The 25,756-nt window shown below is 61.0% G+C and carries 39 protein-coding genes; all 39 read left to right on the top strand.

The window, feature by feature from the left end:
- Positions 1–3 precede the first annotated feature (3 nt).
- Complete coding sequence (locus ABIZ35_RS25725; RefSeq protein ID WP_348222798.1) at positions 4–1,233, top strand: DUF5131 family protein; 1,230 nt, start codon at positions 4–6, stop codon at positions 1,231–1,233.
- A gap of 159 nt (positions 1,234–1,392) precedes the next feature.
- Positions 1,393–1,788 (top strand): hypothetical protein, encoded by a 396-nt coding sequence (locus ABIZ35_RS25720; protein ID WP_348222797.1) that lies wholly within the window; start codon positions 1,393–1,395, stop codon positions 1,786–1,788.
- A 5-nt stretch (positions 1,789–1,793) separates the two neighbouring features.
- The gene (locus ABIZ35_RS25715) at positions 1,794–2,291 is read left to right on the top strand and encodes a hypothetical protein (protein WP_348222796.1); all 498 of its coding nucleotides are present in this window, start codon (positions 1,794–1,796) and stop codon (positions 2,289–2,291) included.
- Complete coding sequence (locus tag ABIZ35_RS25710) at positions 2,288–2,779, top strand: hypothetical protein (RefSeq protein ID WP_348222795.1); 492 nt, start codon at positions 2,288–2,290, stop codon at positions 2,777–2,779. The genes ABIZ35_RS25715 and ABIZ35_RS25710 overlap by 4 nt, the downstream gene beginning before the upstream one ends.
- Positions 2,776–3,675, top strand: coding sequence for a hypothetical protein (locus ABIZ35_RS25705; protein ID WP_348222794.1), 900 nt, complete (start codon positions 2,776–2,778; stop codon positions 3,673–3,675). Before ABIZ35_RS25710 ends, ABIZ35_RS25705 begins: the two co-directional genes overlap by 4 nt.
- Positions 3,672–3,944 carry a hypothetical protein gene (locus ABIZ35_RS25700; RefSeq protein WP_348222793.1) on the top strand — a complete coding sequence of 91 codons (273 nt, stop codon included), beginning with the start codon at positions 3,672–3,674 and terminating at the stop codon, positions 3,942–3,944. The genes ABIZ35_RS25705 and ABIZ35_RS25700 overlap by 4 nt, the downstream gene beginning before the upstream one ends.
- Before the next feature lie 143 nt (positions 3,945–4,087).
- Positions 4,088–4,411, top strand: a complete 324-nt coding sequence (locus ABIZ35_RS25695; RefSeq protein ID WP_348222792.1) for a hypothetical protein — start codon at positions 4,088–4,090, stop codon at positions 4,409–4,411.
- Between the two features lie 17 nt (positions 4,412–4,428).
- Positions 4,429–5,220 (top strand): hypothetical protein, encoded by a 792-nt coding sequence (locus tag ABIZ35_RS25690; RefSeq protein WP_348222791.1) that lies wholly within the window; start codon positions 4,429–4,431, stop codon positions 5,218–5,220.
- Positions 5,217–5,531: a hypothetical protein gene (locus ABIZ35_RS25685; RefSeq protein ID WP_348222790.1), complete on the top strand. Its 315-nt coding sequence runs from the start codon at positions 5,217–5,219 to the stop codon at positions 5,529–5,531. The genes ABIZ35_RS25690 and ABIZ35_RS25685 overlap by 4 nt, the downstream gene beginning before the upstream one ends.
- 6 nt (positions 5,532–5,537) lie before the next feature.
- A complete protein-coding gene (locus ABIZ35_RS25680; RefSeq protein ID WP_348222789.1) occupies positions 5,538–6,104 on the top strand; it encodes a hypothetical protein in 567 nt (188 codons plus the stop codon).
- Between the two features lie 17 nt (positions 6,105–6,121).
- Entirely contained in the window at positions 6,122–6,427 is a 306-nt protein-coding gene (locus ABIZ35_RS25675) for a hypothetical protein (RefSeq protein WP_348222788.1), read from the top strand.
- Positions 6,428–6,457: 30 nt separating this feature from the next.
- Positions 6,458–6,694, top strand: coding sequence for a hypothetical protein (locus tag ABIZ35_RS25670; protein ID WP_348222787.1), 237 nt, complete (start codon positions 6,458–6,460; stop codon positions 6,692–6,694).
- Entirely contained in the window at positions 6,691–7,002 is a 312-nt protein-coding gene (locus tag ABIZ35_RS25665) for a hypothetical protein (protein ID WP_348222786.1), read from the top strand. Before ABIZ35_RS25670 ends, ABIZ35_RS25665 begins: the two co-directional genes overlap by 4 nt.
- 1 nt (position 7,003) lies before the next feature.
- Entirely contained in the window at positions 7,004–7,615 is a 612-nt protein-coding gene (locus ABIZ35_RS25660; RefSeq protein ID WP_348222785.1) for a hypothetical protein, read from the top strand.
- Positions 7,596–7,844 carry a hypothetical protein gene (locus tag ABIZ35_RS25655; protein ID WP_348222784.1) on the top strand — a complete coding sequence of 83 codons (249 nt, stop codon included), beginning with the start codon at positions 7,596–7,598 and terminating at the stop codon, positions 7,842–7,844. The genes ABIZ35_RS25660 and ABIZ35_RS25655 overlap by 20 nt, the downstream gene beginning before the upstream one ends.
- On the top strand, positions 7,841–8,359 hold the full coding sequence (locus ABIZ35_RS25650) for a hypothetical protein (protein WP_348222783.1): 519 nt from the start codon (positions 7,841–7,843) through the stop codon (positions 8,357–8,359). Before ABIZ35_RS25655 ends, ABIZ35_RS25650 begins: the two co-directional genes overlap by 4 nt.
- Positions 8,356–8,850 carry a hypothetical protein gene (locus ABIZ35_RS25645; protein ID WP_348222782.1) on the top strand — a complete coding sequence of 165 codons (495 nt, stop codon included), beginning with the start codon at positions 8,356–8,358 and terminating at the stop codon, positions 8,848–8,850. The genes ABIZ35_RS25650 and ABIZ35_RS25645 overlap by 4 nt, the downstream gene beginning before the upstream one ends.
- A 28-nt stretch (positions 8,851–8,878) precedes the next feature.
- The gene (locus ABIZ35_RS25640; protein ID WP_348222781.1) at positions 8,879–10,129 is read left to right on the top strand and encodes a hypothetical protein; all 1,251 of its coding nucleotides are present in this window, start codon (positions 8,879–8,881) and stop codon (positions 10,127–10,129) included.
- Positions 10,053–11,057, top strand: coding sequence for an ATP-binding protein (locus tag ABIZ35_RS25635; protein ID WP_348222780.1), 1,005 nt, complete (start codon positions 10,053–10,055; stop codon positions 11,055–11,057). The genes ABIZ35_RS25640 and ABIZ35_RS25635 overlap by 77 nt, the downstream gene beginning before the upstream one ends.
- A gap of 1 nt (position 11,058) precedes the next feature.
- Entirely contained in the window at positions 11,059–11,340 is a 282-nt protein-coding gene (locus ABIZ35_RS25630; protein ID WP_348222779.1) for a hypothetical protein, read from the top strand.
- Complete coding sequence (locus ABIZ35_RS25625; RefSeq protein WP_348222778.1) at positions 11,324–11,836, top strand: DUF1643 domain-containing protein; 513 nt, start codon at positions 11,324–11,326, stop codon at positions 11,834–11,836. The genes ABIZ35_RS25630 and ABIZ35_RS25625 overlap by 17 nt, the downstream gene beginning before the upstream one ends.
- Entirely contained in the window at positions 11,836–12,327 is a 492-nt protein-coding gene (locus ABIZ35_RS25620; protein ID WP_348222777.1) for a hypothetical protein, read from the top strand. Before ABIZ35_RS25625 ends, ABIZ35_RS25620 begins: the two co-directional genes overlap by 1 nt.
- A 604-nt stretch (positions 12,328–12,931) precedes the next feature.
- Entirely contained in the window at positions 12,932–13,408 is a 477-nt protein-coding gene (locus ABIZ35_RS25615; protein ID WP_348222776.1) for a hypothetical protein, read from the top strand.
- Positions 13,409–13,524: 116 nt separating this feature from the next.
- A complete protein-coding gene (locus tag ABIZ35_RS25610; RefSeq protein ID WP_348222775.1) occupies positions 13,525–13,722 on the top strand; it encodes a hypothetical protein in 198 nt (65 codons plus the stop codon).
- 8 nt (positions 13,723–13,730) lie between these two features.
- Positions 13,731–14,048, top strand: a complete 318-nt coding sequence (locus ABIZ35_RS25605) for a hypothetical protein (RefSeq protein WP_348222774.1) — start codon at positions 13,731–13,733, stop codon at positions 14,046–14,048.
- A complete protein-coding gene (locus ABIZ35_RS25600) occupies positions 14,035–14,292 on the top strand; it encodes a hypothetical protein (protein ID WP_348222773.1) in 258 nt (85 codons plus the stop codon). Before ABIZ35_RS25605 ends, ABIZ35_RS25600 begins: the two co-directional genes overlap by 14 nt.
- Before the next feature lie 147 nt (positions 14,293–14,439).
- On the top strand, positions 14,440–15,096 hold the full coding sequence (locus tag ABIZ35_RS25595) for a putative metallopeptidase (protein ID WP_348222772.1): 657 nt from the start codon (positions 14,440–14,442) through the stop codon (positions 15,094–15,096).
- A 13-nt stretch (positions 15,097–15,109) separates the two neighbouring features.
- On the top strand, positions 15,110–15,778 hold the full coding sequence (locus ABIZ35_RS25590) for a DUF2280 domain-containing protein (protein WP_348222771.1): 669 nt from the start codon (positions 15,110–15,112) through the stop codon (positions 15,776–15,778).
- A complete protein-coding gene (gene terL / locus ABIZ35_RS25585) occupies positions 15,717–17,381 on the top strand; it encodes a phage terminase large subunit (protein ID WP_348222770.1) in 1,665 nt (554 codons plus the stop codon). The genes ABIZ35_RS25590 and terL overlap by 62 nt, the downstream gene beginning before the upstream one ends.
- Complete coding sequence (locus ABIZ35_RS25580; RefSeq protein ID WP_348222769.1) at positions 17,378–19,018, top strand: hypothetical protein; 1,641 nt, start codon at positions 17,378–17,380, stop codon at positions 19,016–19,018. Before terL ends, ABIZ35_RS25580 begins: the two co-directional genes overlap by 4 nt.
- 148 nt (positions 19,019–19,166) lie before the next feature.
- Complete coding sequence (locus ABIZ35_RS25575) at positions 19,167–20,576, top strand: hypothetical protein (protein ID WP_348222768.1); 1,410 nt, start codon at positions 19,167–19,169, stop codon at positions 20,574–20,576.
- 110 nt (positions 20,577–20,686) lie between these two features.
- A complete protein-coding gene (locus tag ABIZ35_RS25570) occupies positions 20,687–22,171 on the top strand; it encodes a DUF5309 family protein (protein WP_348222767.1) in 1,485 nt (494 codons plus the stop codon).
- Between the two features lie 126 nt (positions 22,172–22,297).
- A complete protein-coding gene (locus ABIZ35_RS25565; protein WP_348222766.1) occupies positions 22,298–22,933 on the top strand; it encodes a hypothetical protein in 636 nt (211 codons plus the stop codon).
- A 99-nt stretch (positions 22,934–23,032) separates the two neighbouring features.
- On the top strand, positions 23,033–23,683 hold the full coding sequence (locus tag ABIZ35_RS25560; RefSeq protein ID WP_348222765.1) for a hypothetical protein: 651 nt from the start codon (positions 23,033–23,035) through the stop codon (positions 23,681–23,683).
- Positions 23,683–23,958, top strand: a complete 276-nt coding sequence (locus tag ABIZ35_RS25555) for a hypothetical protein (RefSeq protein WP_348222764.1) — start codon at positions 23,683–23,685, stop codon at positions 23,956–23,958. Before ABIZ35_RS25560 ends, ABIZ35_RS25555 begins: the two co-directional genes overlap by 1 nt.
- A 64-nt stretch (positions 23,959–24,022) precedes the next feature.
- The gene (locus ABIZ35_RS25550; protein WP_348222763.1) at positions 24,023–24,382 is read left to right on the top strand and encodes a hypothetical protein; all 360 of its coding nucleotides are present in this window, start codon (positions 24,023–24,025) and stop codon (positions 24,380–24,382) included.
- Positions 24,383–24,421: 39 nt separating this feature from the next.
- Complete coding sequence (locus ABIZ35_RS25545) at positions 24,422–24,916, top strand: phage virion morphogenesis protein (RefSeq protein ID WP_348222762.1); 495 nt, start codon at positions 24,422–24,424, stop codon at positions 24,914–24,916.
- A gap of 61 nt (positions 24,917–24,977) precedes the next feature.
- Positions 24,978–25,475: a hypothetical protein gene (locus tag ABIZ35_RS25540; protein WP_348222761.1), complete on the top strand. Its 498-nt coding sequence runs from the start codon at positions 24,978–24,980 to the stop codon at positions 25,473–25,475.
- 37 nt (positions 25,476–25,512) lie between these two features.
- Positions 25,513–25,756 (top strand): hypothetical protein (locus ABIZ35_RS25535; protein WP_348222760.1); only part of this gene is annotated, 244 nt, incomplete at its 3' end.

Below are 25,756 nucleotides of genomic sequence, written 5' to 3'. Positions count from 1 at the left end.
TTTATGGGTGAGATCACGGAAATCGGATGGACGGCGCGCCATCAGCATGATGGGACGGTTCTTAAGGGCGCGACCTTCAACCCATGGCATGGGTGTGTTGAGGTTAGTCCGGCGTGCGCCCACTGTTATGCTCGTGAGCTCGGGGCGCGTTTCGGCACGGCTTGGGGCCGGAATGAACCGCGCAAGTTCTTCCCCGACAAACACTGGAACCATCTTCAACGATGGGACAAAGCGATGCGCGCCAAGGGCTATATCAAGAACATCTTCGTGGCGTCGATGTCGGATCTGTTCGAAGACAACGACTACGCCGACCCAGAGACCGGACAGACGCTGGACTCCGAGCGTGGCCGCTTCTTCCAGATCGTGGAGCAGACACCGAACCTGATGTACCTGCTTCTGACCAAGCGGCCGGAGAACATGACGCGCATGGCTCCGGCGCACTGGGCGGACGCGTGGCCGCCGAATGTGGCGGCGATGACGACAGCGGAGAACCAGAAATATTACGATCTGCGCATGCTCCATCTTCTCGCTGTTCCCGCAGCCGTGCGCGGCGTGAGCATGGAGCCGCTGCTTGGGCCGGTCGATTTGGGGTTCGGCGACTGGATCCGCCTGCCAGTGGGTGTGCGCAGCGATATCCCATTCAACGCGGCGTACGCGCCAGCTGGAGTCTACCGCGCTCAGCGTAATCCGTATGGCGCACTCAGCGTCGTGGTCACCAACGGAAAGCTGCTGGGAGTGACACCGGACGAGTATGAGGTGGTCAGTAATGCGGATTGGTTCATCACGGGCGGCGAAAGCGGCCCAAACGCGCGCGTCAGCCACCCGCACTGGTTCGCTGGCATTCGCGACCAGTGCGAAGCCGCCGGCGCGTCCTTCTTCCATAAACAAAATGGTGAGTGGAAGCCGATCAGCGAGATGCCGGAGAGCGAGTACGAGACCTACTACAAGCCATGGCCAGCCGCGCTCCTGCGTCAGTACAGCGAGAGCTACCTCCGAGAGTTCGCGAGTAGGGAGTACAAGGTCCCCGTCGGCGTCGTGGACTATCACGGCAAATTCTATTCGATTGACGGTCCGCTCACGGGAGCGTTCGAAGTGATCGACGGTCACGTCGGGATGCAGATGTATCGCACTGGAAAGCACGAGGCGGGGAGGCTGATCGGCGGGCGCGAATGGAACGGGATGCCGGCGGCGCTCGGCGGAGACCTTCCGCAAACCGCGCTGACAACCGCCTGAAACAGCAGTGCGCATTCTGTACCATGCTGTATGAAACCCAGGAAACGGGGTGAGGCGCGCCGGGCGGGGGCGCTCCCCCTGTCGATGGGGAGCGCGGCGACGGAGGCAGTTTTTGGTGGAGCGCCGGCGTGAATGGCGTTCAGAGTCAGGAGGCTGTTATTGGCGGACGAACATAAAGACGTTGGGCGGCGCTATTTTCGGGGCAAACTCGGAAGCTCCTGGCATGTGGCGGACGAGGACGGGAAGCCGCTGTGCGCGACGAAGGCGAGCGCTGGGACATTCAAAACGGAGCTCAGTTTTGTCGACCGCGCGTCTGTCTGCCGGCGGTGTCAGCACCGGGTGAACGCCACGCCGCATGTTCCGCGCCCGTCGATCACGATGGCGGCGCCGCACGCGGTTTACCTCACAAAGCCGCGTAAGACCTCGGCGGATTTGGCGACGACGGAGCAGCAGATGTACCTGGCGCGCTATGGCTACGCGACTCCGATGATGGCGGCCGGAATGACGGTGAGCGAGGCGTCGGCGCTGATCGACAGCCGGCCGGGTGGGGGATAGGGCGCATGACGACGCAGATCTACACGATGGGCTACGAGGGGCGGAAGCCGGCAGAGCTGCTCCGCGTTGCCGAGCAGCTGGACGCGACCATCGTCGACATCCGCCTGCGGGCGACATCGGCGCATCCGCAGTGGCGGGAGGGCGCTCTGCGGGAGCTGCTCGGCGATCACTACGCGCGCTGCGCCCAGCTCGGCAACACGCGTTACCGGGAGCCGGCCGGCGCGGACGGCCCGCGCCCCATCGAGATTGCGGACTTCGACGCCGGCGCGGCGTACGTGCTTGAGAACTCCTGTCCGGTGATCCTGATGTGCAGTTGCCGGCAATTGACCACGTGTCACCGGCTGAGCGTCGTGCAGCTACTTTGGGAGCGGCATCGGGTTGAATGCCGGGAGCTAGATTGGGATGAGACGGGCGGCGCGCCGAAATCCGTCGGCATTTACTGGCTGGAGAAATGGCAGGACATGCAGAAGATGAAAGCCAGCTCTGGAGAAGAGATCTCATGAAAACCAAACGATTAGCGCGCGCTGCGGACGGCGTCCTTCAGGACAAAGACCCACAAGTCTTCCCGTGGGACGGGCGCGAGACATTCGTGTTCGAGACCATCCCGAAACTCATGGGGTTGCGGCCGGAGCGGGCGCTTGACTTCTACCAATACGCCGCATATTTTGCCGGTCTGCCGGACCAGATGCACCAGGAGTTCCTGGAGGAGGAAGCGCTCCGCTTTGTGGACGCGGTCGCCGCGCTGGCGCCGCAGATGCCGCACTTCGAGGCCGGGGACAAGATCCGCCCGGGCCTCGTCCGCGAATATCTCAGCCGATATCACACGATTGAATACCGCTGTAACCAGCAGGGCGGATTCGATTGGTATCTTGCGGAGGAGAGCCGCGGCGTGATCGGGAGCGAAAACGAACGGCAATGGTTGACGCTGGCCCTGGAGGCGGCGGAAATCCATATGCGGCGCAACGGCGATGCGCGAGGGCTAAAGCCATGATGATAGCCGCGATCAAAGAGAGAGCGCTCCCGCTCAATTATCGCAATGTCCGCTCCTTCCTGAACGGCCGGACGCAGATGCGCTTTCCGCTGGATCCGCAGCCCAAGCTTAGCCGATCGCTTCCCTCCGATGAGGGAAGCGTGATGGCTTTCACGGACCCTGAGCGGCCATGGATCCAGCAGCACCTCGGGCGCAAGAACGTGATCGAGATGTGTCCTTATGGCCAGTCCGGTGATCGCCTGTGGGTACGCGAGACGTTGTGGATCAGCGAGTGCGGCGAATACTTTGCCCGCCCTGTCCTCAACTGGTCGAGCCCGAACTACGATGTTCTGACACGAGATTGCTCGAAGGTTTGGTATGGGCTCCGCTATCAAGCAACAGGCTTTGATGATCCTAAATTGGATTTCGCAGAGTTCGAACACATGACAACGGGCTGGTCTAACAGAGGCCACAGAAGAAAGCGGACAGGTGAGTGGGTTGAGGCGTTCGACCTCAGTTTCGCCGACGTTGATACGCAGGAGAAAATCCAGCCTTTCAAGGGCAATGTTGTGCGAAAAGCTTACCAGGCAGAGTTTCGCAAAAAGTTCTCCAGTATGCCCCGCGCGGCGTCTCGCCTCCTTCTGGAGATCGTCTCGATTGACGTACAGCCGCTCCAACAGATCGAGACAAGTGTGAGCGACTGTCTCGCCGAAGGCGTCACTGCTGAAGTTCAGGATCCGAACGACCCGTTCGGCACGATCTATCGCGTTCCGTTTGATCCCAGCGGCAAAGGCCATCGCACTGCGTGGTGTCCCTTTCAGCGCTGGTGGGATATGGATCACGCGAAGCATCCCGAAGTTCTGTGGGACTGCAACCCGTGGGTGTATGCGCTGGAACTGCGGAGCGTGGAGGCGTGACCGACGAGCAGAAACAGGCGGTCCGCGTCCTCAGCGAGTGTCGCGCCTGGAATCCGTGGCATCGGACGCGCATCGACAACTGGGCGACGACGCTGATCGCCGATCCGGACGCCTGGATACCGTCGTACGAAGTCCGCGCGCTCCTCCGGATGCTGCATACCTACCGCCGACAGCATCATCTTTGCCGCTGCGAGATCTGCTTTGGCACTTTGATCGGCAAGCTGCAGGAGCCGACGCAGTTTTCACTTTTCGAGACGAATGAGCGGTGACGGCGGCCGCGTGGCCGCATCGAAAGGAATCGAGAAACATGGACCTAGCTTTTACCAAAGAACAGATCGCCGAAGGGCTTTCGTAATACCAGCAAGCGCTGGGCAACATCGCCAAAGCAAAGGCGCACAGTGAGGACTTCCTCGTGGCCAGCGACGCGGCCGACGCCGCACAGGACCGCCAATACAAGGCGATCCAGGCGCGATCCATCGCCTTCGAGATCTACCTGGAAAAGGGAAAGGAATATGTGGGGGCGTTTCTGGAGACGGAGCGGGAACTGCGCGGATCCAGCGAGGATCTGCACCTGGCGATTTTGGCGATCCGCAAGCTGACCCGTGAGGGATGTGTGAACTCGCTGGCGATCAGCGCGCAGCAGAAAGCGGAACTCGAAGCGCAGATCGCCCTCCTGAACTCCCTCGTTCCTGTTCCGGACAGCTTGGCGCCCGATCGGCGCAACCATCTGAATTGAAGGACTGGAGAAGGCCGATGATCAGCGAGACCGCGATATCAAGACTGCCTAAGGATGAGCCAATCCTGATGATCGAATGGAGCCAGGAACCCGGCGATGTGTTGATCGCGGACTACTTCCTGTGTTTGCCGATACGTGAAGGCGACGTCCGTAGCGAAGGCGAGCATTTCTCGGACGGCGTTCTACGGATCGTCATGGGCTCCACACGTTGTACAGGCCCCATCAGCAAATACGTTCACGAGGGCGAAGTTTCAGCGCCGTACCGAGACGGCCGTCACATTGAGTGGGACGCTCTGCGGCTGAACCTGCGCGCCTTCGCCGTCTTTGGTGATGACGTGACGCGGATCCTGCCGGCGGAAGACGCTTGGAGCCCACCTGCCGGCGAGGCGGAATATGCCCTGCGCCTGACGGGAACGCAGGCGCGCGTGATGGACCGCGCGCTCGAACTATACGCGGCGGTCCACCGGAGCCACCTAGGGCAACTGGAGCAGTCGCTCCAGCGAACGCTTTGGGAGGCGGAGAAGATCTGCGGGGACCTGACGCCGGAAGAGACGGCGATCTGGAACACGCGTGGCCGTGACATGAATGTGTTCCGATCTCTGCTGCAAGGGCTCCAACAGCTCATCCCGTCCAGTTATACCGTGCCTGAACTCCAGGAAGAGGCGCTACGCGCGAGCGACATGCGCCAGTCGTTTCGCCATCAATTCTGGCAAGAGCATCCGCTGCGCGTCGGGGACTGGACACAGGTCATCCCAGAAGGCGATCAGCCAGCCATCGCAGTTCAGCTCGTACGAAAGGATCAGACATGACCGCTGCTTTAGACTTCGAACCGCTCTGCGCCATGAGCGATGACTCCGTCATTATCGGCGCATTCGTCCAGGGCCATATCTGCGAGAACCATTTCCGAGAGGCGTTACGTGATGAGCTGGCCAAGCCCATCGGCGGCTTCGATTATATGGACGAGGAGGAGCGGGCGACCGTGCTGTCGGCGCCGGTGAAGCATCAATACTTTCACGAAATCAACGACGAGGCCAGCGATACAACGGTTTACTACCCGGTATCCGCAGGCGATCATTCGGCCTATCCGGTGACGGTGACGTGGTGGGAGAGCCAGGAATGAAGCGCTATGAGTGAGTATGCCGAAATAGCCGCACTTTACTCTGACGGCGGTGTGATCAGCAAGAACCCATCCCCGATCGGTGGGACATGGGCCTGGTGCCAGGTAGATGCGAGTGGCGAGCGTCTCCTTCACGCGAGCGGCGTTGTGCGTCCATTCATGAGTGATGGCCAGGGTGGTCGTCTGCCAGTCACAAACAACAATACAGAGATGATCGCGCTGACGCGCGGACTCCTCTCACTTCCAGAGGGCTGGAGCGGCACAGTCTATTGCGACAGCAAATGCGCGCTGGGCTGGACGTTCTGGGGCTACAAGCATGAGAATGTGCCGACGCCACTGATCGAGAAGGCGCGCGCCGCCGTCGCCCGGCTAGGCAAAGTCGAAACCGTGCTGCTCGACGGTCACCCGACTGCGGCGCAGATCGCCGCTGGGACGGGCAAGCGTGGTCAACCCGTCAGCATCCACAACAAGTTCTGCGACGAGGAGTGCACGAAGGCGGGCGCGCCCTACAAGGTGCCCATGGCGGCAAAGGCTAGCCCCAGCCGGGAACGAGTTCGAGAGACGGTAATGGGATGAACGAGGAGAAACAAGCAATGACAACTGGTGCGATCGCGGAGACGCCGATCTTTAACGACCCGATTCCCGGGCTTACCGAAGGCCGCGTCGTTCATTACGTGCTAGACAAGGGTCCAAGCGCAGGGCAGATCCGCCCAGCCTTCGTCGTCCGCGTCTGGAACCGGACTTCGACCGATAAGGCAAGTCGCGGCTGCGTACAGCTGCAAGTGTTCACAGACGCTCCGAACGATCAACTTGAAAACGTGGTGCACCGATCCTCCGTGCTCTACGACGACGGACCGGAGCCGGCGCTGGGAACGTGGCGCTGGCCGGCGCGCGCATAGCGGACGCCGGCACTTAAGGAGTGACGGGAAATGCCGACACAATATCGGATTACTCCGATGGACGCTTTGAAGGATGGCGATGAGTTCGTGCGAATCGCGAATTACCCCGTCCTTCTGAAAGACATTCCAGGAAAGCGCGAGGGCGACCAGTTTACGCCGGACTACTCAGGCCGGCGTATCCCCGTTCATCACATGGAGATGCAAGAGGGCGGATGGCTCAAGGAGATCGCGGCGCCATACATCTTAGATGACGAGGAGGAGCCGTGAGCCAGATGGACCTTTTCGCGGAGCCGGACCCAGCCCCGCCCGCGTCAGCGGCAGGGTTAGCCGCGCCGCTGACGATCGACGCCTGGACGAAGACGCCGCGCTCAATTCGCGGCGCGGCGCCGCTCCCGACGCTCCTGCGGATCTGCGGCGACGATCATGAGTACGCGGCGGCGCGCTTCGTCCTCGCCGCCGGCTGCGGCCTTGGAGAATGGCCGTCGCGGGACGCTTGCGTACTCGGGCCAGCTGGTGACCGAATGACATTGTACGATGCGGTGGGAGCGCGCCTCGCGACCCGGACAGGGGACTGAAATGGGATTGATTACGGAAACGGATCAGCAGATGGCGGAAGCCGAGCAAAAGATTATTGAATTGCAAGCGCAACTCGCTGACACCCGACGCACACATACGGAAAATCTCAACGATATTTGGCAAATCGTCTATCCCGATCATCCGGACCTCTGGGACTACCCATGGATGGTGATTCGTCATATTCGCGCCTACGTGGAAGAGCGCGACATGATGATCGCCGACCTGGTGGCCATGCTGCGAGAGGAGCGCGCGCTGCGCACGCCGGCACAACCCGGGGAGAGCGTAATCCGCCGCGTCGCCTGCCTTCTGCTAAGAGCGCATGGCCACACGAACAGCGAAATCCTCTTGATGCACGACGAGGACCGCGCCGGATTCGAAGCCGACGCTGAGCGGCTCCTCTACAACCATGTGGTCCTCACGCGCGCTGAGCATAACGAACTGCTGCGATATGCGCGGACGAAAGAGGGACGCGCCAGGCGAGTGGCGGAGATGGCCGACGCGATGCTGGCCATCAATGCGGGAGAGGCGCTGGAGACGGCGCTGACATCCACGCAAGCGGTGGACTGCACCGGGAAGACGAGCGGAGAGAAAAGTGATCAAGTCAGCTCCTAAGCGTGCTATGCGCAATCTGACGGAGGCGACGATTCGGTTGATCGAGATCCATCACGATACCAGCTGGCCGGCGCCGAACTGGCGGTGGGCCGTCGCCGCGAAGCCGCCGGGGCATAAACAGTTTCGCGGCGTGGCGTCTGGATTTGAGGCGACGCCGGAGACTGCCCTGAAGATTGCCCAAAACGTGAAGCGGCTCGAAGAACTGGAAGAGGAAGCAGCAAAACCGTGATCCGTAATCCTTCGAACAAACCCGGTTATATCCCGGCAATCTCGCTCTGGGAGCCCTGGGCAATCCTGATGGCGCTGGAAGAGAAGCGCAACGAAACGCGCGGCTGGGGGACCGCCTACCGAGGCCCAGTGATCATCCATGCCAGCCAGCAGTTCACGCCGGAGCAGCGCGAGATCTGCTGGGATCAACCCTTTCGCGAGGTCTTTCTCGCCACGATCTTCGCGGATGTGGATTGGTCGCTGCTGGGCGGTCTCAGCGCGCCCGCCTACGACAAGATGCTGCGCGAACGGATGATCTGCCGGGCGCTGCTCTGCGAGGTCAATATCGTCGACTGCCGGCAGACGATTTCCAAAGCGGCCGCCCGGCATCGCTACGGCGAGTACGAGACGGCGTTCGGCGACTACAATCCGGGGCGCTATGCGATCGTGACGGAGTTCGTGCGGCGGTTCGAAGAGCCAATTGAGTACAGCGGCCAACAGGGCTGGTTCAGTGTGCCGGAGGAGCTGGTGCGATGAGCGGCAATCATGGGACGACGGGAGTTCTCTTCCCGCCGTCCCGGTCGGGCTATGTACGGGCATCCAAGCACTGGTACACCGGGCGGGACGGAAATCAGGAGTGTTATGCGATCCGCAGTCGCCACTATAGCGCCGTCAAAAACCGTCGCCCACGTCAGCGTCAGTTTGTTGGGCCCGGCGCGCGCATCGTGCTGATCGCCGGCAATGGAACGGCGATCTTCATCTGGCGCAAAGAAGACTTTCGGCAGGATGGTCAGATCGGCGTCAACTGCGTCGCGTTTCGCAATGAGGGAGGAGTACTCAGTTCCTCGCTGATCACGGAGGCGGACGAAGTGGCGTGGCGACGCTGGCCAGGCGAGAGACATTTTACATTCGTGAATGCGTCGGCTGTCCGGCCCAAGGAGCATCCTGGACGGTGTTTTCTCATGGCTGGCTGGACGCAGTGCGGCGTCAGCAAAGCCGGATTATTGATTTTCGAACGATTAATGTGAATCGATTTATTCTTGTGAACGGAAGCGAATGAACACGGACGATCAGCCAGAACAAGGGCGCAAAAATCGGCGCACGGAAATCCCGAACATCGTCTACGAGATGCGGCTCGACCCGTTCGCGTTTGCCCTCTATTCCCACGTCGTGAAAACAGCTGGCGAGGACGGCGTCTGCTACAAGAGCACGGAGACGCTCGCCGAAGAAGCGGTCATGAGCGCGGGGAAAGTCAGCGCGAGCAAGAAGATCCTCTTTGCGCCTCGTGAGGAGCTGGGCGGGAAGTCGCTGCTTGTCTGCGAGAAGAAGGCTGGACGCCACGGAGGCAGCCCCAAACACCATATGCGCGTCGTCGACGTCTGGCCAGATAACAAGATCTTCTGGGACGAGATCGCGGAGCGGCGCACGGCAGGCGCGAAAGTCTCAGGTTCACAATGTGAACCTGGCAATGAAGACGACGAACATCTGAATGCGCAAACGCCCGCGCCACCCTCACAGGATGAACGTGAGAGCGTCCCACGTTCACAATATGAACCTGCAGGTTCACCACATGAACGTGCAGGTTCATATTGTGAACGTGCAGGTTCACCACATGAACGAATCAAGACTCCTGGGATTAAGACTCCGGGAATCAAAGAAGATTCAGAACGTGCGTCTTCCGGCGAGGCGCCGCGCGGGGCTGGCGCCCGGGTTTCGTCTCAGGGAGGTGCTGGGGGAGCTGAGCCGGATGACGACGATCCTGTCGTCCAGGCATGGCCTCATCTGCGATCGTCGCGGGGTGGTCCTCAGCAAGGTCCCCCGGTGCCGGCTATCCCCCCAGGCGAGCCGGGGTATTCGCCGCCGGCGCCGCTGACGAGGCGCGAGGAGTTCAAGGCGCGCTATCCGCTCACGACCTCGCCCCAGGCCGTGGACGCTGCATGGGCCGAGGCGTCTCCCACGGAAGCGGACTGGGACAAAATCGAAGCCGCCCTGGCGCCGCTGGCGGCGCGGCCTGTCCAGGCTCGTGAGCGCAGCACGCTCACGACGCCTCAGAAGTGGCTGCGGGAACGACGCTGGGAGTGGACGGCACCTTTCCAATCACTGGAAATCTATCGGCGCGACCATGATCCAAAAGCTGGCCGCGATCGGGATCCGAAGGCGAGGGATGGGCCGGGGCGAGGCGCGTATAATCAGCCGCGCGGCGTAGGATGGGGCAAGAAAGGGGGAGCAGATGGAGCAGGCAAACAGGGAGAAGCAGACTCGTCCGGCGCATGGAAGTCAGCCCACAAGCAGGCACACGAAATCTGAGCAGCACACAAAATTTGAAACCGCCGGTGGCGCGCTGCTCGATCAAATCGGGCAGTGGATCCAGGAAAGCGGCGTGAAGCCGATCCTTGGCCGAGATAATGCTGCGCGGCCGGAAGATAAACCCTTCGAGGAAACTTGCCCAGCTGGCCTTATGCGCCGATTGGAGGAAGCGCGCCAGCGTAAACCCGAAGGGCCGCCGACACCGGAAGAATTGCGGCGCCGCGCGGAGGCTCGCGAGCACGGCGTCCGCCGTGACGGACGGACGGCCGGCATTCCCGAGCGGATGCTAACGGCAAACTTCAGCACAGCGGAGACTGGGCTGCCGCTGATTCTCCGTAAACCAGATGCGGATTGCCAGTGGAACTGGCGCGCCTACCAGCTCTGTTTCCAGATCGCGGATCAGTGGCAGAGGGACTGGAACGTTCGCTTCAACGGCCTGGTGCTGGCGTCGCCGGGGAAGGGGCCGGGAAAGACCTATTTCATGTACGCTCTGGTGATGGCGCTGATCCGCGAAAAACGCGCGAAGTGCCGGGTCGTCAAGACCGTCGAACTGCTCGACAAGTACCGGGAAAGCTATCGGAACGGAGGCGGCTGCGCCCAATCATCTTTCCAGATCTTCACGGAATTTGCGACGGCGGATGTGCTGCTCCTGGATGATCTGGGCGCCGAGTCGATCCGCTCCGACGAAAACGGCGGCTGGGCCAGAGAGCAGTTTTTCAAGCTCATGGATTATCGCTATGAGCGACGACTGACGACGCTTGCGACAACCAACCTGACGAAGGATCAGCTGCGGGCGCACTACGGCGAGAGAACAGTTTCCCGCCTGCTCGGGCTCTGCGCATACGTGGTTATGGACGGCCCGGACTACCGGCAGACGGAGTTCGACGCCAACGACGAGAACGTTGATCCATTTTCAGTACAGGAGTGAGGTGAATATCTTGCTGACGGAAGAGTGCCCAGGCTGCGGATACGACGTTCCTTTGCTCGTGCAGATCGCGGGCCTCGGGCGTCGCTGCCGCAACTGCGCCTCGCTGCAAGCGCATCGATTGCTCGCCGACGGCGCTGCTGAGCGCGCCCGGGCAGGGCACATCTACCAGATGGCGATCAATCTTCAGGCAGATGGTCAGAGCCTTCAAGCGCTGGTGATGGACGAGGCTCAGTGGGAGCCACGGACGCAGAAGGGAGAATGCAACGATGGTAGCATCAAGTAACAGAGTGGCCGAGGCGGACAGGTCAATTGAACTCGGCGCCGAGTTCAGCGCGGACCGCAGATATCGCTACTCGCTCTGGCGAATGTGGGGGGCGGAGGCGCCGTTGATGTTCGTGGGTCTCAATCCATCGACCGCTGACGAAAACGAGGATGACAACACGATCCGCAAATGCCGGGGCTTCGCGCGGCGCCTGGGGTATGGCGGGTTGATAATGGTCAACCTCTTCGCATACCGAGCGACGGATCCACGCGAGATGAAGCGCGCGGCCGATCCGATCGGCGCGGAGAACGACGAGAAGCTGATCGCTGCGGCTGGCCGCGCCGGCGGCATCATTGCGGCCTGGGGCGCACACGGCGAGCACATGGAGCGGTGCTATGCTGTCCACTCGCTTCTGACGTCGAACGGCTTTCGCCTTCAGTACCTGGCTCTCACCAAAGACGGGCAGCCGCGCCACCCACTGTATTTGCCGGGGCATTTGGAGCCCAAGGAGTTCTGATGTTATCGACCGGGTTTGGACAACCACACACGCCGGAGCAAATTGAAGAGGCCGCGCGGACCGGCGAGCTGCCTGCGCCTCCGCCGCATGTCGAACGCGAAGATGTCTTTACGGCTCATTACCTGTATATCGTGTATCGACGGACGCGCGACGGGATGGCGGACGTTCGTCCGTCGCTGGGCGAGCTTCAGATGTCGGGGCTGACGCGGATCACGTGCCGGCGGTACCGGAAGCATCTCGAAGAGACGATGGGGCGTCCGACACCGGTCAACGTAGACGCGGTGTTGCCTTATCCTCTGCCGTACCGCAGCGCGGAAGACGTTTTCCGAGAACATTACATCTATCATAACAATCGGCGGACCAGCGGCCGGATGTTCGTCACCCGTCCAACCGTCGAAGAGCTGGCGGAGACGAGTAATATCCCGGAGCGTACCTGCGAGGAGTATCGCGAGCGCCTGGAAGCGGAGATGGAGACGCTGAAGGCGGCTTAAAAGCCGCCTACTATGCTCAAAATGTGGGGAGTCCACATTTTGAGCATACCAATTAAGCGTTCACTATAGACAACGGATGTTCGCTATGCGATAATTTAATCACTCCAGCATTGAGGACGGCCCTTCACCACCTGGAAGGCTCGCCGTTCCTGGAGTAATATGTGACGATTGGGGCGGTCGTACTTTTCACAGGGTCGCCGCTCCGAATTTGATCCGGTTGCAGACAGGACTGTCTCCCGCGCTTCGCTGAACCGAACAAACAACGAAGGCCGCTCCAGCGGCGAACCCTGGGGAGATCGATCCCCACGAGAGAGGCGCAACAGATTAGCGCTTGTTACGATTGATTTTTCAGAATTATTGATCGATGAATAATTGATCTTCCTGCCTTCTCACCAACGGATCGCGTGATCCCAGATCCACAGGCGGGGGCGTTCCAATCCGGAAGCCCTCGCTAAACACTCCGATATCATTCATAAGCCGTCGCTAGATCTCGACGTTAAAGATCGGATGCTGCTGGACGCACTCACGGTTACCCGCCGTAAGTGCATCTTATTTTTTGCCTGATTTTTGTCTCCGCCCTTCTTCTTCCTCAAGCGAGGCCCTCATGACTGCTACTCAATTCGTAATCTACTACCCCAATGCGACGGCGGCGGGGATGGCGCTTTTGCTCAAGATGCCCATCGATCGCGCCCGCAAGGAACTGCGGGCCGCGCGCGCCTGGAACGCAGCCCCGCTGAGCCGCCGGTTCGAAGGGACGCGTAAAATCGCGGCGCTGGAAGTAGGAATGGGATATCAGACCGTTTCCACCTCGCGCGGTATCGAAAAAGCATACCGACCGTATACTCAGGCGGAGATCGATCGCAACGCCAATCTCGTTAAGCGCGAGATCCCGATGATCAAGCTCCAGATCTCCGATCACCACGCGGTCATTGACGGCACTGAAGATGTGATTGTTGAGCCTTGTGTGCTTGGCAAGCAGCTTCCAGACCCTGACCGACTCCCCTTCAAGTGCGCTCACGACGGCATTATGGGCGAGATGATCCAGAACTCCCGCGTCGCCCAGCGATCGGCGGCGGCATGATGCCTGCTTACCTCCCATCTCTCATTTTGCTGATCTTATTTGCGGCGTCGATTGTCTGGGCGATCTGGCCCGGGGGCGGCGACCCGCCTGCCGCCGTCTGAGCGCCGGAGTCTCCCATGCCCCGAGTGACCCAGAAATTGTGGGAAGAGCTGGTGGCGCGGGAGATCTCGCCGGCCACGGCCGCTGGCCGGCTGGGATGCAGCGAAGTGTACGCGGCGTCGGAGATGGATCGTGTTCGAAAGATCGTCCGTGAGCGCGCGGCGCGCGCCGAAGCGGACCGCCAGCTGAAGACGACCTGGAACTACAGAGGATAGGGGCAGACATGCGGACACGTTCAATCAGTTCGATGCAAGCGGCGATTGTCCAGCTGGCGATCGCGGGAGCCGCCGCGCAGGCCTTCGTTCGCGACGGAGAGCGGGCATCCATTCGCGCCTCCATGCCTATTACCTATTATGTTCCCTACCGCGCGCCGGCGACGCCGATCCTGAGGCGCCGTCAGCGACGTCCATCCCGGGCAGAGCAGACAGCGCCGGCGACGTGGACGGGCATCGTCACGAACCTCGCGGCGCGAAACAAGCGGATCCGTCGGCAGGCGAGGAACCTGGCGCACCAGGCGCGAGGCGGATATGCAAATCGGTGAACCCGTCGTAATTCGCGGCGTGGTCACCGGGATGTGGCTCAGCAAACCGGACACGGTTCCGAGCTTTCGAGCAGCTAGCGCGCCGGAAACCTTGATGATCCGAGTTCGGACCCCTTCTGGAATGATCATCGATACCCCGCAAGCAAATATGACAGCCGCTCCGCTGATACCCGCTGCCGACCAGACTCCCATCACGGCGCCTCGCAAAAGACCTCGCCGGCGTCCCTACAACATTGACGCGTAGTTCAGCGGTCGTAGATCAATCATTTACCTGGCATCCGAGGCACGCGTGAGGCGGTAGCTCTCGGATCGCAAGCCGTTACCCGCTCCCGCTGAAGATACAGCGCGTACCGGGCCAGATCCGCTTCTCTCATGTAGATCGGTGTCTCTAATGCCGGCAACACAAAGACAAATCGAGCGCGCAATCCTTCAGCGGCCGATGCCGCCGGATCATCTTCAGCATAGCCGCATGCACGTCGGCTTCAAGCCAGACGACGATCTGCTCGAATGGGTGAAGCGCGCGATCCTGAGTGAAGCCGGTCCGCTCTTCAATCCCGCGCACAAGCATCTGCGAGACGCGTCGCTCGCGTTTCTGTGGACCAACGCGCCGAACTCGCGCGGTGGCCACGCCGTCGCCGGTATGACCGAGAAGCCGATCAGCCAGGGCAATAAATGGGCGAAGGCCCGCCATGACCTTCAGATGGATCAATGGTTCGGCCGCAACATCGAATACCTCATCACGCTGGACGCCGTGTACGCCGCCGAGAATCCGGACATCAATTTCTGCGCTCTGATCGACCACGAGCTATACCATATCGCCCACAAGCGGGATAAAGACGGCGGCCTCGCGTTCAACAAGGAAACGGGCAATCCGGTCCTGACGCTCGTGGGCCATGACGTTGAGGAGTTTGTTGGCGTCGTTGAGCGCTACGGCCCAGGCGCCGCCGCCGGCGCGACCGCTGAGCTCGTGCGGGTCGCGAACCTGCCGCCGCTGATCGGCGCGGCTCAGATCAAAGCGGCGTGCGGTAACTGCCTGCGTCTCGTTTAGGGGCTGAATGACTATGGCTGAACCACCCAAGCGGGGGCGTCCTCGTAAAACCGCCAGTGCCGTCGCGGTGAAAGTACCTGCTAAGTCGGCTCCGAAAAGTAAAGCGGCCGCGAATCCGGCGCCGGAAGCAATCGCCGCTCCGAAGCCGTCGCGCGCCCTGCCAAACGAGATCCTTCTTTATATCATCGAGCGCCTCGCCCAGTGGGCGGGGCCTTCCGAGATCCAGAAAGAGATCGCCGAGCTTTGGGACGGCCGTGACGTGGCCAAGTCCACCATCAACCGCTACAACCCCCACACTGCGCAAGGCGACAAAGAGCTTCCTGACGATCTGAAAGCCTTGTTCGCCGAGCGCCGGCGGCTTTTCGTCGAACGCGTCGACGATATCCCGATCGCCCATCAGGCGGTTCGCCTTCGAGAGCTTCAAAGCGTTGTGGATCAGTCCAAAGAGGCGGGCAACAAAGGCATGCTGATGCAGGCGATCGAGCAGGCGGCGAAAGAACGCGGCGGCATGTTCACCAATCGCCGGGAACTGACGGGCAAAGACGGCGGGCCGGTTTCGTTTGTCAATGAAACGCCGCCTCCCGAGCTTGCCGTTCTCAGCGATGAGGAATTAGCCGCTCTTGAAAGCATCAACGCCAAAATCTTCCACGGCGGCGACGCAGAGCCAGGCGCCGCCGAGTAAGCCGCTCGCCGTCGACCACGCCGGCAAATCCGTGACGATCTGGACGCCGGCCCAGCTTGCCGCTGAGCGACGGCGTCGCAACATTATTGCTTCCCGTGCTCACCTGCGTGATTTTGTCCAACACTCCTGGCATATCATCGAGCCGGGAATGCCGCTGATCAATAACTGGCACGTGGACTGCATCTGCGACCACCTGGAAGCAGTCACTCTCGGACATATCCGCGATCTGTTGATCAACATCCCCCCAGGCCACATGAAATCGCTGCTCGTCAGCGTCTTCTGGCCCGCATGGGAATGGCTCCAGAATCCGATGGAGCGCAGCCTCTTCTCCTCGTACGCGGTAGACCTCGCTATCCGCGACAGTGTCCGCTGCCGCGACCTCATCACCTCGGACTGGTACCGTGACTGGTTCGCGCCCGCCTGGGAGATGAAGGGCGACCAGAACGTAAAGTCCTGGTTCCAGAACAGCGAGACGGGCTTCCGCTTTTCGATGTCCGTCGGCGGCCGCGCAACGGGCTTTCGCGGAAACAAGATTGTCGTCGACGACCCCCTGAACGCCAAGGAGATGCACTCAAAAGCCGCGCGCGACGAGGCAATCTTCTGGTGGGACAAGGTGATGCCCACGCGTATCAACGATCCGCGCGGCGGCAAGCGCGTCGTGATCATGCAGCGACTCCATGAGGAAGACCTCTCCGGCCATATCCTGGCCAAAGGAGGCTTCGAGCACCTTTGCCTGCCGTCCGAGTTTGAACCGGAGAGGCGATCGCGCACATTCGTCGTGATCGACAGCGACCGCTCCGAGTTCTGGGTGGATCCGAGGCAGGAGTACGGCGAACTGCTCTTTGGCGAGATGTTCACCAAGGAGGTTCTCGCCAAGCTCAAGAAAGATTTAGGGGAGACGGACTTTGCCGGGCAGCATCAGCAAAGCCCAAGGCCCGCCGCCGGCATCATCTTCAAAAAGCACTGGTGGCGCTTCTGGGTGCCGCAGGGCATGCTCGGCAAGTATCCGCCCGTCACCACCGTACTCGAAGACGGCAAATTCTACGACTGCCCCGTCGTAGAATTGCCTGAGAAGTTCGACCAGCAAATCCAGTCGTGGGATATGTCCTTCAAGGACAGCATCGGCTCCGACTTTGTTGCGGGACAGGTATGGGCGCAGCTCTTGGCGGACGCCTTCCTTCTTGACCAGGTCCTGGAGCGACTGGACTTTACGAAGACCATCGCCGCTGTCCGCGCGATGACGGAGAAATGGCCGCTCGCGCTGACCAAGCTCGTGGAAGATAAGGCGAACGGCCCCGCAGTTATCTCCTCGCTCCAGAAGGAACTCGCTGGGATTATTGCCGTCGAGCCGGATGGCAATAAAGTTGTACGCGCTCATGCCGTGACGCCGATGATCGAGAGCGGCAACGTCTACCTGCCGCATCCGCTGATCGCTCCCTGGGTCAACGCGCTTCTCAGCAGCCTGACCGGCTTCCCCAACGCCGCGCACGATGACGATGTCGACGCGCTGACGCAAGCGCTGCGCCGATTCGCCTTCGCCGTCAGCAGCTGGGCGCAGAACAGCGACCTGCTGGAATGGCTGCGCGAGCAGAATGGGACGTGAGCCCCATCACAGAATGGATCATCATGCGTTTCCCATGGTCAAAACAAGAAACGGCGGCGACGGATGCGCCGCCGCCCATTGATGTCGAGGCCATCGCGCGATCGGCTGCGAACGCGGCCGCGCGGGAAGTGATGGCCACCGCCGCCGACACGCTGGTCCCGCAGATCGTGGAGCGGGTAACCGAGCACGCGAACTCCGAGGCGGCAAAGACGCTGTCGGAGGGCATCGAGCGCGCAATGACGAGCGCTCTTTCGCCGCTGATGGCTCCGCAGCCTGGCGTCGGCGGCGGTCCTACGGGCGTCTACGCCTACGACAACCCTATTTGGTATTCGACGCCTCAGGCGCCCCAGCGCCGTCCTGGGTCCAAAGTCACGGTCGACACGCTGCGTCAGCTCGCGGAGTCGTACGATATTCTTCGCTCCTGCATTCAGCACCTGAAGCGCGAAGTGAGATCGGTCCCCATTCAGATCGTGGCGCGGGACGCGAAGCAGGCGGAGCCGCTCGCCGCGAAGATCGCCGAAGCAGAGGAGTTCTTCAAGCGTGAAGGAGGCCTCGGCGGCTTCAACCGGAAGCGATCGCATTTCGAAGGCGCAATCCTGGAGGATTTGATCGTCGTGGGCGCCGGGGCCGTCTTCTTCCATCCGCGCCGCGATGGGATGCTGTTTCAGGCCGTGGAAGTGGACGCGGCGACCATTCGCCCCCGCATGGACGCCTATGGGTGGCCGGGCCCGAACGATCAGATCTGGGAGCAGTGGATCCAGGGCGTTCTCGTCAGCGGGTACACGGCGGCTCAAATGGAGTATGCAGGCCTCGCCGAGAACACGCGAAGTTTCAGCCCATATCCCGCCTCGCCGGTCGAATGGCTCGTGATGACGATCAACGCCGCGCTGCGCGCGGACAACTGGGACTTATCCTTCTTTACGGACGGCAGCTCACCCTCCGACGTCTTCTCCGTGCCGGAAGGCTGGACCGCCGACCAGATCAAGGTCTGGCAGTCGCACTGGGACGGCATGCTCTCGGGGGACACGGCCGCGCGGCGCAAAGCCAAATGGGTGCCGTCCGGATCCGCGAAGGTCGGTAACCCCACGCGCACCGATCAGGACTTCGACGGCTTCAAACTGTGGCTCCTACGCCGCACCTGCGCGATCATGGGAGTTCAGCCGGCTTCGATCGGTTACGCCGGCGAGCAGTACAAGGTCTCCCAGGAAGGCAGCATGGAGTCGACGTCCGCGTTCGGCGCCGGCGTCCTCCTGGAGTGGCGCAAAGAACTCTACGACGACGTTCTGGAGCGGCTAGGGTTCAAGGAACTCGAAGTCAAGAACATCAACAGTCGAGAGGAAAAGGCGCAGGAGCGCGCCGAGCGGAACAAGGTTCTGGTCGGCGTCCCGCAAAAGACGATCAATGAAGCGCGCAAAGAGGAAGGGCTCGATCCCGTCGTCGGCGGTGACGAGATCCTGGTTCCAAACACCTTTATCACGCTCTCGGCCGCCATCAAGCCACCTCCGGAGACGACCGACGCCGGCGGCGACGCCCCGCCCGGCATCGCGGATGCTCTGGCGCTGGACGCAGAATCGCAAAAGGTTACGACCGAAAAAGACACTTCCGAAGACAAAGGTACTTCAAAAGGCAATGAATAATACGTCAGACCAATAAGACGTCACAGGTTATTCATCCATCAATAATTCGATACAGCAGCCGCTCCCATTTCGGAGGCGGCTGCTTTGATTCCGGCTTCGCGCACCGCGCTCCGGACCGACCGGCGCAAAGCGCGCAGGAGACACTTTTATGACGTTCGTCAAAGGCAAGCCGACTTTTCTCTACTATCCGATCACCCGCGTTGATGAAGCGGAGCGCATCGTCGAAGGTTACGCCTTCGTCAATGAAGTTGTCGACGGCGAAGGCGGGGTGCGCCTGAAGCGCTCGGCGATGATCGATGCGACCGCCGACTACATGAACTGGGGCGCGCTGCGCGAGATGCATGGCTCCAACGCCGCCGGCACGATGGTGTCCGTCGTATGGGACGAGCGCGGCGCCTTTGTCCGCGCCAAAGTCGTCGATGATGCGGCCTGGAAAAAGGTGACCGAAGGGGTTTATAAAGGTTTCTCGGTCGGCGTCGCGCCAAAGGTCATGCGCGGACTTGATGTGGAGAAGTGTCTCTGGGGTGAAACGAGCCTGGTGGACCGTCCGAAAGACACCGATGCTAAGTTCCTGTGCTTCCGCGCGGAGACGATGACGGACGAGATCGAGATTGATCAGTTGGACGAAGCCACGGTCATCGCGATTAAAGCCGCCGAAGCGGGGGACGAGACCCAGACCAGCGAGCCCCACACTAGCGAGACTCAAATTGAGGAAGTTCCGACCGAGGAAATTCAGCCCACCGTTGGCGACGAACCTCCCGCGGCTTCCACGACGGAGGAAAACGAGGCGTCAGATCTTCAGCGCGCTGAAGATCTGGTCGTTACCGAGGTTCTAGTCGTGGAAGCTGTCGCCCCCGCGTCCTTCTCGGCCCGCATGAGCCAGGACGCCATGTGGGAGTACGGTTACGAGGCCTCCGATGCGCTCTTCAGTGCGCTACTGGATATCGCTTACACGGATTTGCCCAACAAGGAGGATCTTGCGCGGGCGTCAATCGAGCAATTCACCAATTACATCGTCCCCATGGTCGCAGGAAGCTCGCTCCCGAAAGAACGCCGGGCCGTCACTTCGGAAGTTGTCACCGGGGCAATTGATCCGGCCCTGACCCGGGGCCAAGGGGGCGAGAACCCGGAAACTGCGCGGATCGCCCGCGTGGAAGGCGATTTGGAGGCCGATCGCAGTCGATCGAACGCCGCCTTCAATCGTTTGGACGGCGTGGACAGTACTCTGAGCCGCCTCCAAGGCGAATTCCTTGGGCTTGAGGGGACTGTGACCACAGTCAAAACCGATCTCACCGGCATCCTGGAGCGCATCGCCAATCTCGAAAAAGCTCCGATGCCGTTGATTGCGCCGATGCGCGGCGGCGCGCATAACGGCGGCGAACGATCGTTCACCGCAAATACCGATCCTGATGCGCCTCAAAACGGCGTGACGAAAGAACTGCTGCAACGCCGCATGGAGCAACTTAAGGATCTGGTTAACGAGCCCGACGCCGCCAAACGTGAGGCCGGCGCCGTCGAGATGCAGCAGATCAAAATGGCGCTCCAGCGGCTCGGCTAACTTCTCTTCACCTTCGCTTCACTCACATCCCTTTCGCACCCACCGCCCAGGTCAATATTGACCTGGGCCTTCTTATGAGTTCGGTGATCACGCCGGACGGAGACTATTCAATGAACGTACGAATGGAAGGCCACCTTCCCGAACTCGGTCTTCAGGCCGGCTTTTTCTCTCCGAACCAGTACAACAGTTTCACGCCTGGTCAGTCCATTCCCATCATCACGCGCGGGCTGGATCAGTCGCTGATGTCCACGGAGCAGTTCGAAACGATGGGCAAGCTCCAGCGCGGCGAGTTCACCGGCGATGTCAACAGCGTCCTGGTCCAGCTGGGCATGAACATGCAGCAGCTGCAGCGCGCGATCCTCTCCAGCAACAGCGCCTTCCCGGTGCGCGAGAACCTGGAAGATGAGGCCAAGATCCTCATCCCGATCGAGACGCCGATCCGCAACATGCTGCCTCGCCGCGTTGGATCGGGCCTCGCTTCGCAGTGGCGCCAGCTGATCAGCCTCGGCGGCGGCTACGCAGCCGCGACGACCACCACGCAGGCCATCGTGGCCAGCGCTGCGCAGTCGATCGCCGTCGCAAGCTCTTCGGGCTTCGCGGTCGGAAAATACATCTACCTCGACAGCGGCGCCACGCAGGAATACCTGCCGATCACCGCGATCGCAGATGGCACCCACATCACCATCAACCCCGCCAGCAACCACGCCAACGGGACTGCGGTCGCTCTGGCGGATATGCAGACCGGCTCCACCGGAATCGGTAACCTGCGCACGTTCTTCGCCGAGAACGGCGCTCCGGCCGAGCACACCAGCCAGTACGTCAATCAGCTCGCATCCTACAAGCTGATGGGCACCTTCGGCCAGGTCTCGGGCTTCGCGAATGCCGCCGGCGCGAACTTCCAGAACCAACTCGCTCAGGAGAAGGCCAACGCCCTCCGGAACCTGATGCTGAACGAGGAAAACGCGCTCCTAAACGGCGACGCTTCCTCCGTGGCCGCGCCCTGGGGCGACGGCGCCAATCCGCTGGCCTTCAGCGGCCTGAACAACCTGGTGACCACCGCGAACGGCACGCCCGCGGACCAGATCCAGACGGCCGTCGGCGCGCTGACCACGGCGCACATCGACAACCAGCTGCGCCGCCTCTGGTTCCAGGGCGCCCAGACCCCGTACATGATCATGTCGGCGCAGGAAAGCCTGTCCCTGGTTCACTTGGCCGAAGGAAACGGATCGATCATCCGCGTCCAGGCGACCAGCAACGGCGAGACCGTCCTCGGCGTCAAGGTGACCGGATACGTTCACCCGATCACCGGCGAACTCATTCCAGTCCACGTCGCGCGCTTTCAGGCGTCGGGCTCGATCCTCTTCGGATCTCAGCGACTGCCCGACGGTTCGCCCTCGGCGGACGTCGAGGTTCTGCCGCAGGTGCAGCTCCCGCAGCTTGCTCCGAACGAGAACATCCAGGGCTACTGCGTCCAGGAGATCGCGCCGACCACAAACGCGCCGCAGATGTACCCGTTCATCTGCACCGTGTTCGAGGTGCTGCGCATGAAGAGCGCCAAGCACTTCGCCAAGAGTACCGGCGTCAGCGCCGTCTAAGCCTCCCGGGCGTCTTAAAAAGCGCCCTTGGTTCCTTCGCCTGGCTCACACGTATCACATGTTCCGTGAGCCAGGCCTTACTCGTCGCTCCCTGGATCACAGGCGGAGCCGGAGAATTTCGTCATTATGTATAGCAAAGGCATGTTTCACTCGAAAGTCGGCTTGAACACCGACGAGCGCGTCTCCGGCAAAGTCCGTGAGTTCATTGGGGACGGCTCGCCGCATCTGCTCGTTGCCGGACTGCTGGCAGTCCTTTCCGTGCGGATTGGGACCACGAACATCCCAATCGAGCGCGACTACAGTTTCCCGCACAACGCGGATCCGCTCTTCAACAAGAAAGTGGAGATCACGCTGCCGCAAGTCGCGCTGATCCCCGCCGAAGAGGCCGAAGGGACCGCGATCCTCATGCGCTCCGTCCACTCCAACGACGGCATCTGGCAGCCCGGAGTCAAGATCTATGTCGGCGGCGAGTGGGAAGATGAGGCGTCTGCCAGCGAGCATCCAAACGATGTTTCACTGGTCAGCGTCACGAAAACAGCTTCGCAGCCTACCCCGACTGGCCCAGCGGCGGCGCCCGCGAATACGCCAACGAACGGCGGCAAGGCCGGCGGGAATAAGGTCGTCGACGAAATCCTGAAAGCTTCGATTGAAGAAATTCGCAAACAGGCGAATGAGCAGGGTATCGAAGGCGCGGAAACTCTCGAAGCGAGGCCCCTCGCCGTGGCCCTTGCACGCGCGGCTGGCTACAGAGTCGCCGATTAACAAAACCTCAACTTAACAAAACCTGAATCGCCTGCGCCATTATTGATCAATCAATAATGGCGCGGGTGGCCTCTTAGATTATACGTGCGAGGAATCTCCATGCCATACGATGCTCACCCGACCGGCGGCGACTTGAAAAAATTTTGGGATGGAACGGGCATCGTGTGTGACTGGGCAGAGACGCCCTTCAACCGGATCGATCTGGACGACAAGATCAAAGACGCGGTCGCCTTGATGGAAAGCGGAACGGGTCGCAAGTTCATCGCGCAGCTCGGCACGCGCACCTACGATCCGCCCCGTGGCCCGCGCGGCTTCCTCAGCCTGGGACAGGACCTTTGCAGCGATCCCGATCTTGAGAGCTCTATCCTTATCACTGCCGCCGGCGCGCAGCTGACGCTGGGTCAAACGTGCTTTCTGGGTCCCGAGAATTCGGATAACGATGGGCTTCCGTGGAGCCTGCTGGAGATCTCGATGCTGGGCACGCCTGCTTACTCGGCTCGGCGCAGCGTCAGCATCACCGGCTACTGGGGCTACAGCGCCAGGATGCCGGACGACGTTTGGAGCGCCGAACTTGCGATGGCGGCGCTCGCGATGGCCCCGCAGGTGGAACTTGCGCTTACGAACGGTGTGGCGAAGATTGAGGACGTTGTGTACGCCTCCGGTTCGTTTACGCCGCTCAGCACGCAGATCGCGCTCTGGCGCCAGAAGTTTGATGCGGTCGTCGCGAATAAGAAGAAGGTTGTTATCTGATGGAGAAACAGCTGTACGCTCTGCAAATTCCAGTAAGCGACTACTTTAGCCTGTTGAAGGCCCTCGCCGATCCGGACAGGAAGGTGACCGTTCCGGAGAGTGTCGCCGAGGTTGAGTTCCTGGACGCGAGCACGATCTTCCTGAATGGGAAGCTGGAACTGATGGTGCGTGTCCTCGCACCGATGGACTGGGACTGCGTGCTTTCGATTGTGGAAACGGATAGATGGCGACCGGTCGCCTCCAGCGACACGCTTGCGGTGGATCCCAACGAATGAACGGGTGACGTTAGCTAATTCGATGCGAGTGATGTTCGGCTGGTCGATGAAGGGAGAATATGGGATGTGCAGTCGCCGTGCGCAGAATTTGGCGCGTCAAAAGGCTCACCTGATAGAGAGCGACGGTAACTCCGTATTTCATGAAAACGGCGAGTCTATCAAACTGCCCACCGGTGAAAAAGTCAAAGCTACCAAGAAGGACGACCTAAGGACGCTGTCCCGCTACATTGCGACGGACGGTCTGGACCAGGCCGATGACCGCCCGGTCGTGTTCGAGTTCGCCGGAGTCGTTTACGATACGAAAACGCTCGTACGCCAAGATATCTTTGTTCAGAGCGGCGTCGTCTGGCGCATCGATAGCGTGCATCCTCAGGAGCGCCAGGACATCTGTACCCTGTACGCCACGGTCTGCCATCGGAAGTAGCGAGTTGCCCTACGAAGGCACTTGAAGCGAGTTTGCCCCATGAACGAGTTTGAGATGGAGATCGTGGGCGTGGATGAACTCGTTTCTGGACTTAGCCGGCTGGGGGAGGGGCTTAGCCGGCCCGCTCCCGCATTAAACCGCATGGCCAATTATTACGCGGACCGCACCAAGGAGCGAATGACCCGGGGCGGCGATCCGCGTTATCCCGACATTCTTCCGGCGTCCCGCAAGAAGCGTAAGGTCAGCAAAACCACGCCGGCGCTCTGGGATAGCGGGGGACTGATCGAATCGGCCACGGCCACCCGGCCCGGCGTCGCCGATTCCCTCTATTCGATGACGCCGGACGGATTTACCGAGGGCACCGCCCGGCCCGGGGCCATGCGTCATCAAAAGGGCTTCAAAAAGCGCGACGCCAAAGGCCGCCGTTATAATGAGCCCGCACGCCCATTCCTCGTCATCACAAAGTCCGACGAAGGGGCCATGGCGCAGATCTCCGCCGCTTATGTGGATGATCTGACGAAGGCGCTCCGCTAGACCCCACTATTCCATTCGCGAGACATCATCACTCCATACAGAAATTTAGGCCCAGCCTCCCATGACCATCAACGACGTCGTCACCTCATCGGATAAACAAGCGCGGCTGATCGAATTGCTGCGCGCGGATCCATCGTTCACCGCCGCCTTCAGCGGCAAGGAGATCTTGAAGACGGATCCGGACGGGGTGACCCGGGGCGAGCAATATAACATCACGCTGGAAATCGCAGGATCGGGCCTCGGTGATGGGAGTCTGGGCGGGAGCGGCGTGGGAACAGACTGTCCGTTCTCCCAGCTCGTCTTGATGGTGTACGTCATTTCCGAGAGCGGCGCCGACGCCGACCGGAAACAGCAATGCGTCAGGGCGACCGAGCAGATCCTGGCGATCATGCGCAAATACCAAGCGCACAGTCGTCAAGGGAAGCAGATCTGGTACAGCATGGAAATGCCGCTACGGCAAGGTGGGCTCTCGACCACATACCACTGGCGAAAAGAAGAGGGAATTTATCTCTCGGTCACGCCCATCAACCTCTACTCGCGCGCCACGATCCTTTCGTAACCCGCGCTCTACACGCCTCATTTGGAGATTTACGAATATGAATATCGGAGACCAGATTATTTACGCGCGCGAGGATAGCGGCGCCGACTTTCCAGTCCTCGGTCTATTTTTGGCCCCAGGCGAGCCGCTGACCGTCGGTGAGGACCTGAGCGAGCAGCTCGCCGATCGCTTTGTCGAAGAAGGCGTCTGCCGTCCTTATACAGCAGAGCCTTCTGTGCCGGAAGCGGCTTCGCGCGAAGCCGATCCGCCCCCGGCCGCCGTGAAGCCTGGTAAGGCCGGCG

Origin of the sequence: Capsulimonas sp., from assembly GCF_039929585.1 — a bacterium.
Classification (GTDB): Bacteria; Armatimonadota; Armatimonadia; order Armatimonadales; family Capsulimonadaceae; genus Capsulimonas.
Note: the sequence above shows the minus strand (reverse complement) of the source record. Positions and strands in the feature narration are given on the sequence as shown.

What these genes read in the sequence shown, in the direction of transcription:
- ABIZ35_RS25560 (WP_348222765.1), top strand. Translation starts at nt 23,033, where the DNA reads ATGCCATACGATGCTCACCCGACCGGCGGCGACTTGAAAAAATTTTGG.
- ABIZ35_RS25565 (WP_348222766.1), top strand. Translation starts at nt 22,298, where the DNA reads ATGTATAGCAAAGGCATGTTTCACTCGAAAGTCGGCTTGAACACCGAC.
- ABIZ35_RS25715 (WP_348222796.1), top strand. Translation starts at nt 1,794, where the DNA reads ATGACGACGCAGATCTACACGATGGGCTACGAGGGGCGGAAGCCGGCA.
- ABIZ35_RS25600 (WP_348222773.1), top strand. Translation starts at nt 14,035, where the DNA reads ATGCAAATCGGTGAACCCGTCGTAATTCGCGGCGTGGTCACCGGGATG.
- ABIZ35_RS25690 (WP_348222791.1), top strand. Translation starts at nt 4,429, where the DNA reads ATGATCAGCGAGACCGCGATATCAAGACTGCCTAAGGATGAGCCAATC.
- ABIZ35_RS25620 (WP_348222777.1), top strand. Translation starts at nt 11,836, where the DNA reads ATGTTATCGACCGGGTTTGGACAACCACACACGCCGGAGCAAATTGAA.
- ABIZ35_RS25640 (WP_348222781.1), top strand. Translation starts at nt 8,879, where the DNA reads ATGAACACGGACGATCAGCCAGAACAAGGGCGCAAAAATCGGCGCACG.
- ABIZ35_RS25675 (WP_348222788.1), top strand. Translation starts at nt 6,122, where the DNA reads ATGACAACTGGTGCGATCGCGGAGACGCCGATCTTTAACGACCCGATT.
- ABIZ35_RS25625 (WP_348222778.1), top strand. Translation starts at nt 11,324, where the DNA reads ATGGTAGCATCAAGTAACAGAGTGGCCGAGGCGGACAGGTCAATTGAA.
- ABIZ35_RS25705 (WP_348222794.1), top strand. Translation starts at nt 2,776, where the DNA reads ATGATGATAGCCGCGATCAAAGAGAGAGCGCTCCCGCTCAATTATCGC.
- ABIZ35_RS25710 (WP_348222795.1), top strand. Translation starts at nt 2,288, where the DNA reads ATGAAAACCAAACGATTAGCGCGCGCTGCGGACGGCGTCCTTCAGGAC.
- ABIZ35_RS25615 (WP_348222776.1), top strand. Translation starts at nt 12,932, where the DNA reads ATGACTGCTACTCAATTCGTAATCTACTACCCCAATGCGACGGCGGCG.
- ABIZ35_RS25575 (WP_348222768.1), top strand. Translation starts at nt 19,167, where the DNA reads ATGACGTTCGTCAAAGGCAAGCCGACTTTTCTCTACTATCCGATCACC.
- ABIZ35_RS25595 (WP_348222772.1), top strand. Translation starts at nt 14,440, where the DNA reads ATGCCGGCAACACAAAGACAAATCGAGCGCGCAATCCTTCAGCGGCCG.
- ABIZ35_RS25645 (WP_348222782.1), top strand. Translation starts at nt 8,356, where the DNA reads ATGAGCGGCAATCATGGGACGACGGGAGTTCTCTTCCCGCCGTCCCGG.
- ABIZ35_RS25545 (WP_348222762.1), top strand. Translation starts at nt 24,422, where the DNA reads ATGAACGAGTTTGAGATGGAGATCGTGGGCGTGGATGAACTCGTTTCT.
- ABIZ35_RS25540 (WP_348222761.1), top strand. Translation starts at nt 24,978, where the DNA reads ATGACCATCAACGACGTCGTCACCTCATCGGATAAACAAGCGCGGCTG.
- ABIZ35_RS25725 (WP_348222798.1), top strand. Translation starts at nt 4, where the DNA reads ATGGGTGAGATCACGGAAATCGGATGGACGGCGCGCCATCAGCATGAT.
- ABIZ35_RS25685 (WP_348222790.1), top strand. Translation starts at nt 5,217, where the DNA reads ATGACCGCTGCTTTAGACTTCGAACCGCTCTGCGCCATGAGCGATGAC.
- ABIZ35_RS25605 (WP_348222774.1), top strand. Translation starts at nt 13,731, where the DNA reads ATGCGGACACGTTCAATCAGTTCGATGCAAGCGGCGATTGTCCAGCTG.
- ABIZ35_RS25550 (WP_348222763.1), top strand. Translation starts at nt 24,023, where the DNA reads ATGTGCAGTCGCCGTGCGCAGAATTTGGCGCGTCAAAAGGCTCACCTG.
- ABIZ35_RS25590 (WP_348222771.1), top strand. Translation starts at nt 15,110, where the DNA reads ATGGCTGAACCACCCAAGCGGGGGCGTCCTCGTAAAACCGCCAGTGCC.
- ABIZ35_RS25635 (WP_348222780.1), top strand. Translation starts at nt 10,053, where the DNA reads ATGGAGCAGGCAAACAGGGAGAAGCAGACTCGTCCGGCGCATGGAAGT.
- ABIZ35_RS25555 (WP_348222764.1), top strand. Translation starts at nt 23,683, where the DNA reads ATGGAGAAACAGCTGTACGCTCTGCAAATTCCAGTAAGCGACTACTTT.
- ABIZ35_RS25660 (WP_348222785.1), top strand. Translation starts at nt 7,004, where the DNA reads ATGGGATTGATTACGGAAACGGATCAGCAGATGGCGGAAGCCGAGCAA.
- ABIZ35_RS25570 (WP_348222767.1), top strand. Translation starts at nt 20,687, where the DNA reads ATGAACGTACGAATGGAAGGCCACCTTCCCGAACTCGGTCTTCAGGCC.
- ABIZ35_RS25670 (WP_348222787.1), top strand. Translation starts at nt 6,458, where the DNA reads ATGCCGACACAATATCGGATTACTCCGATGGACGCTTTGAAGGATGGC.
- ABIZ35_RS25610 (WP_348222775.1), top strand. Translation starts at nt 13,525, where the DNA reads ATGCCCCGAGTGACCCAGAAATTGTGGGAAGAGCTGGTGGCGCGGGAG.
- ABIZ35_RS25680 (WP_348222789.1), top strand. Translation starts at nt 5,538, where the DNA reads ATGAGTGAGTATGCCGAAATAGCCGCACTTTACTCTGACGGCGGTGTG.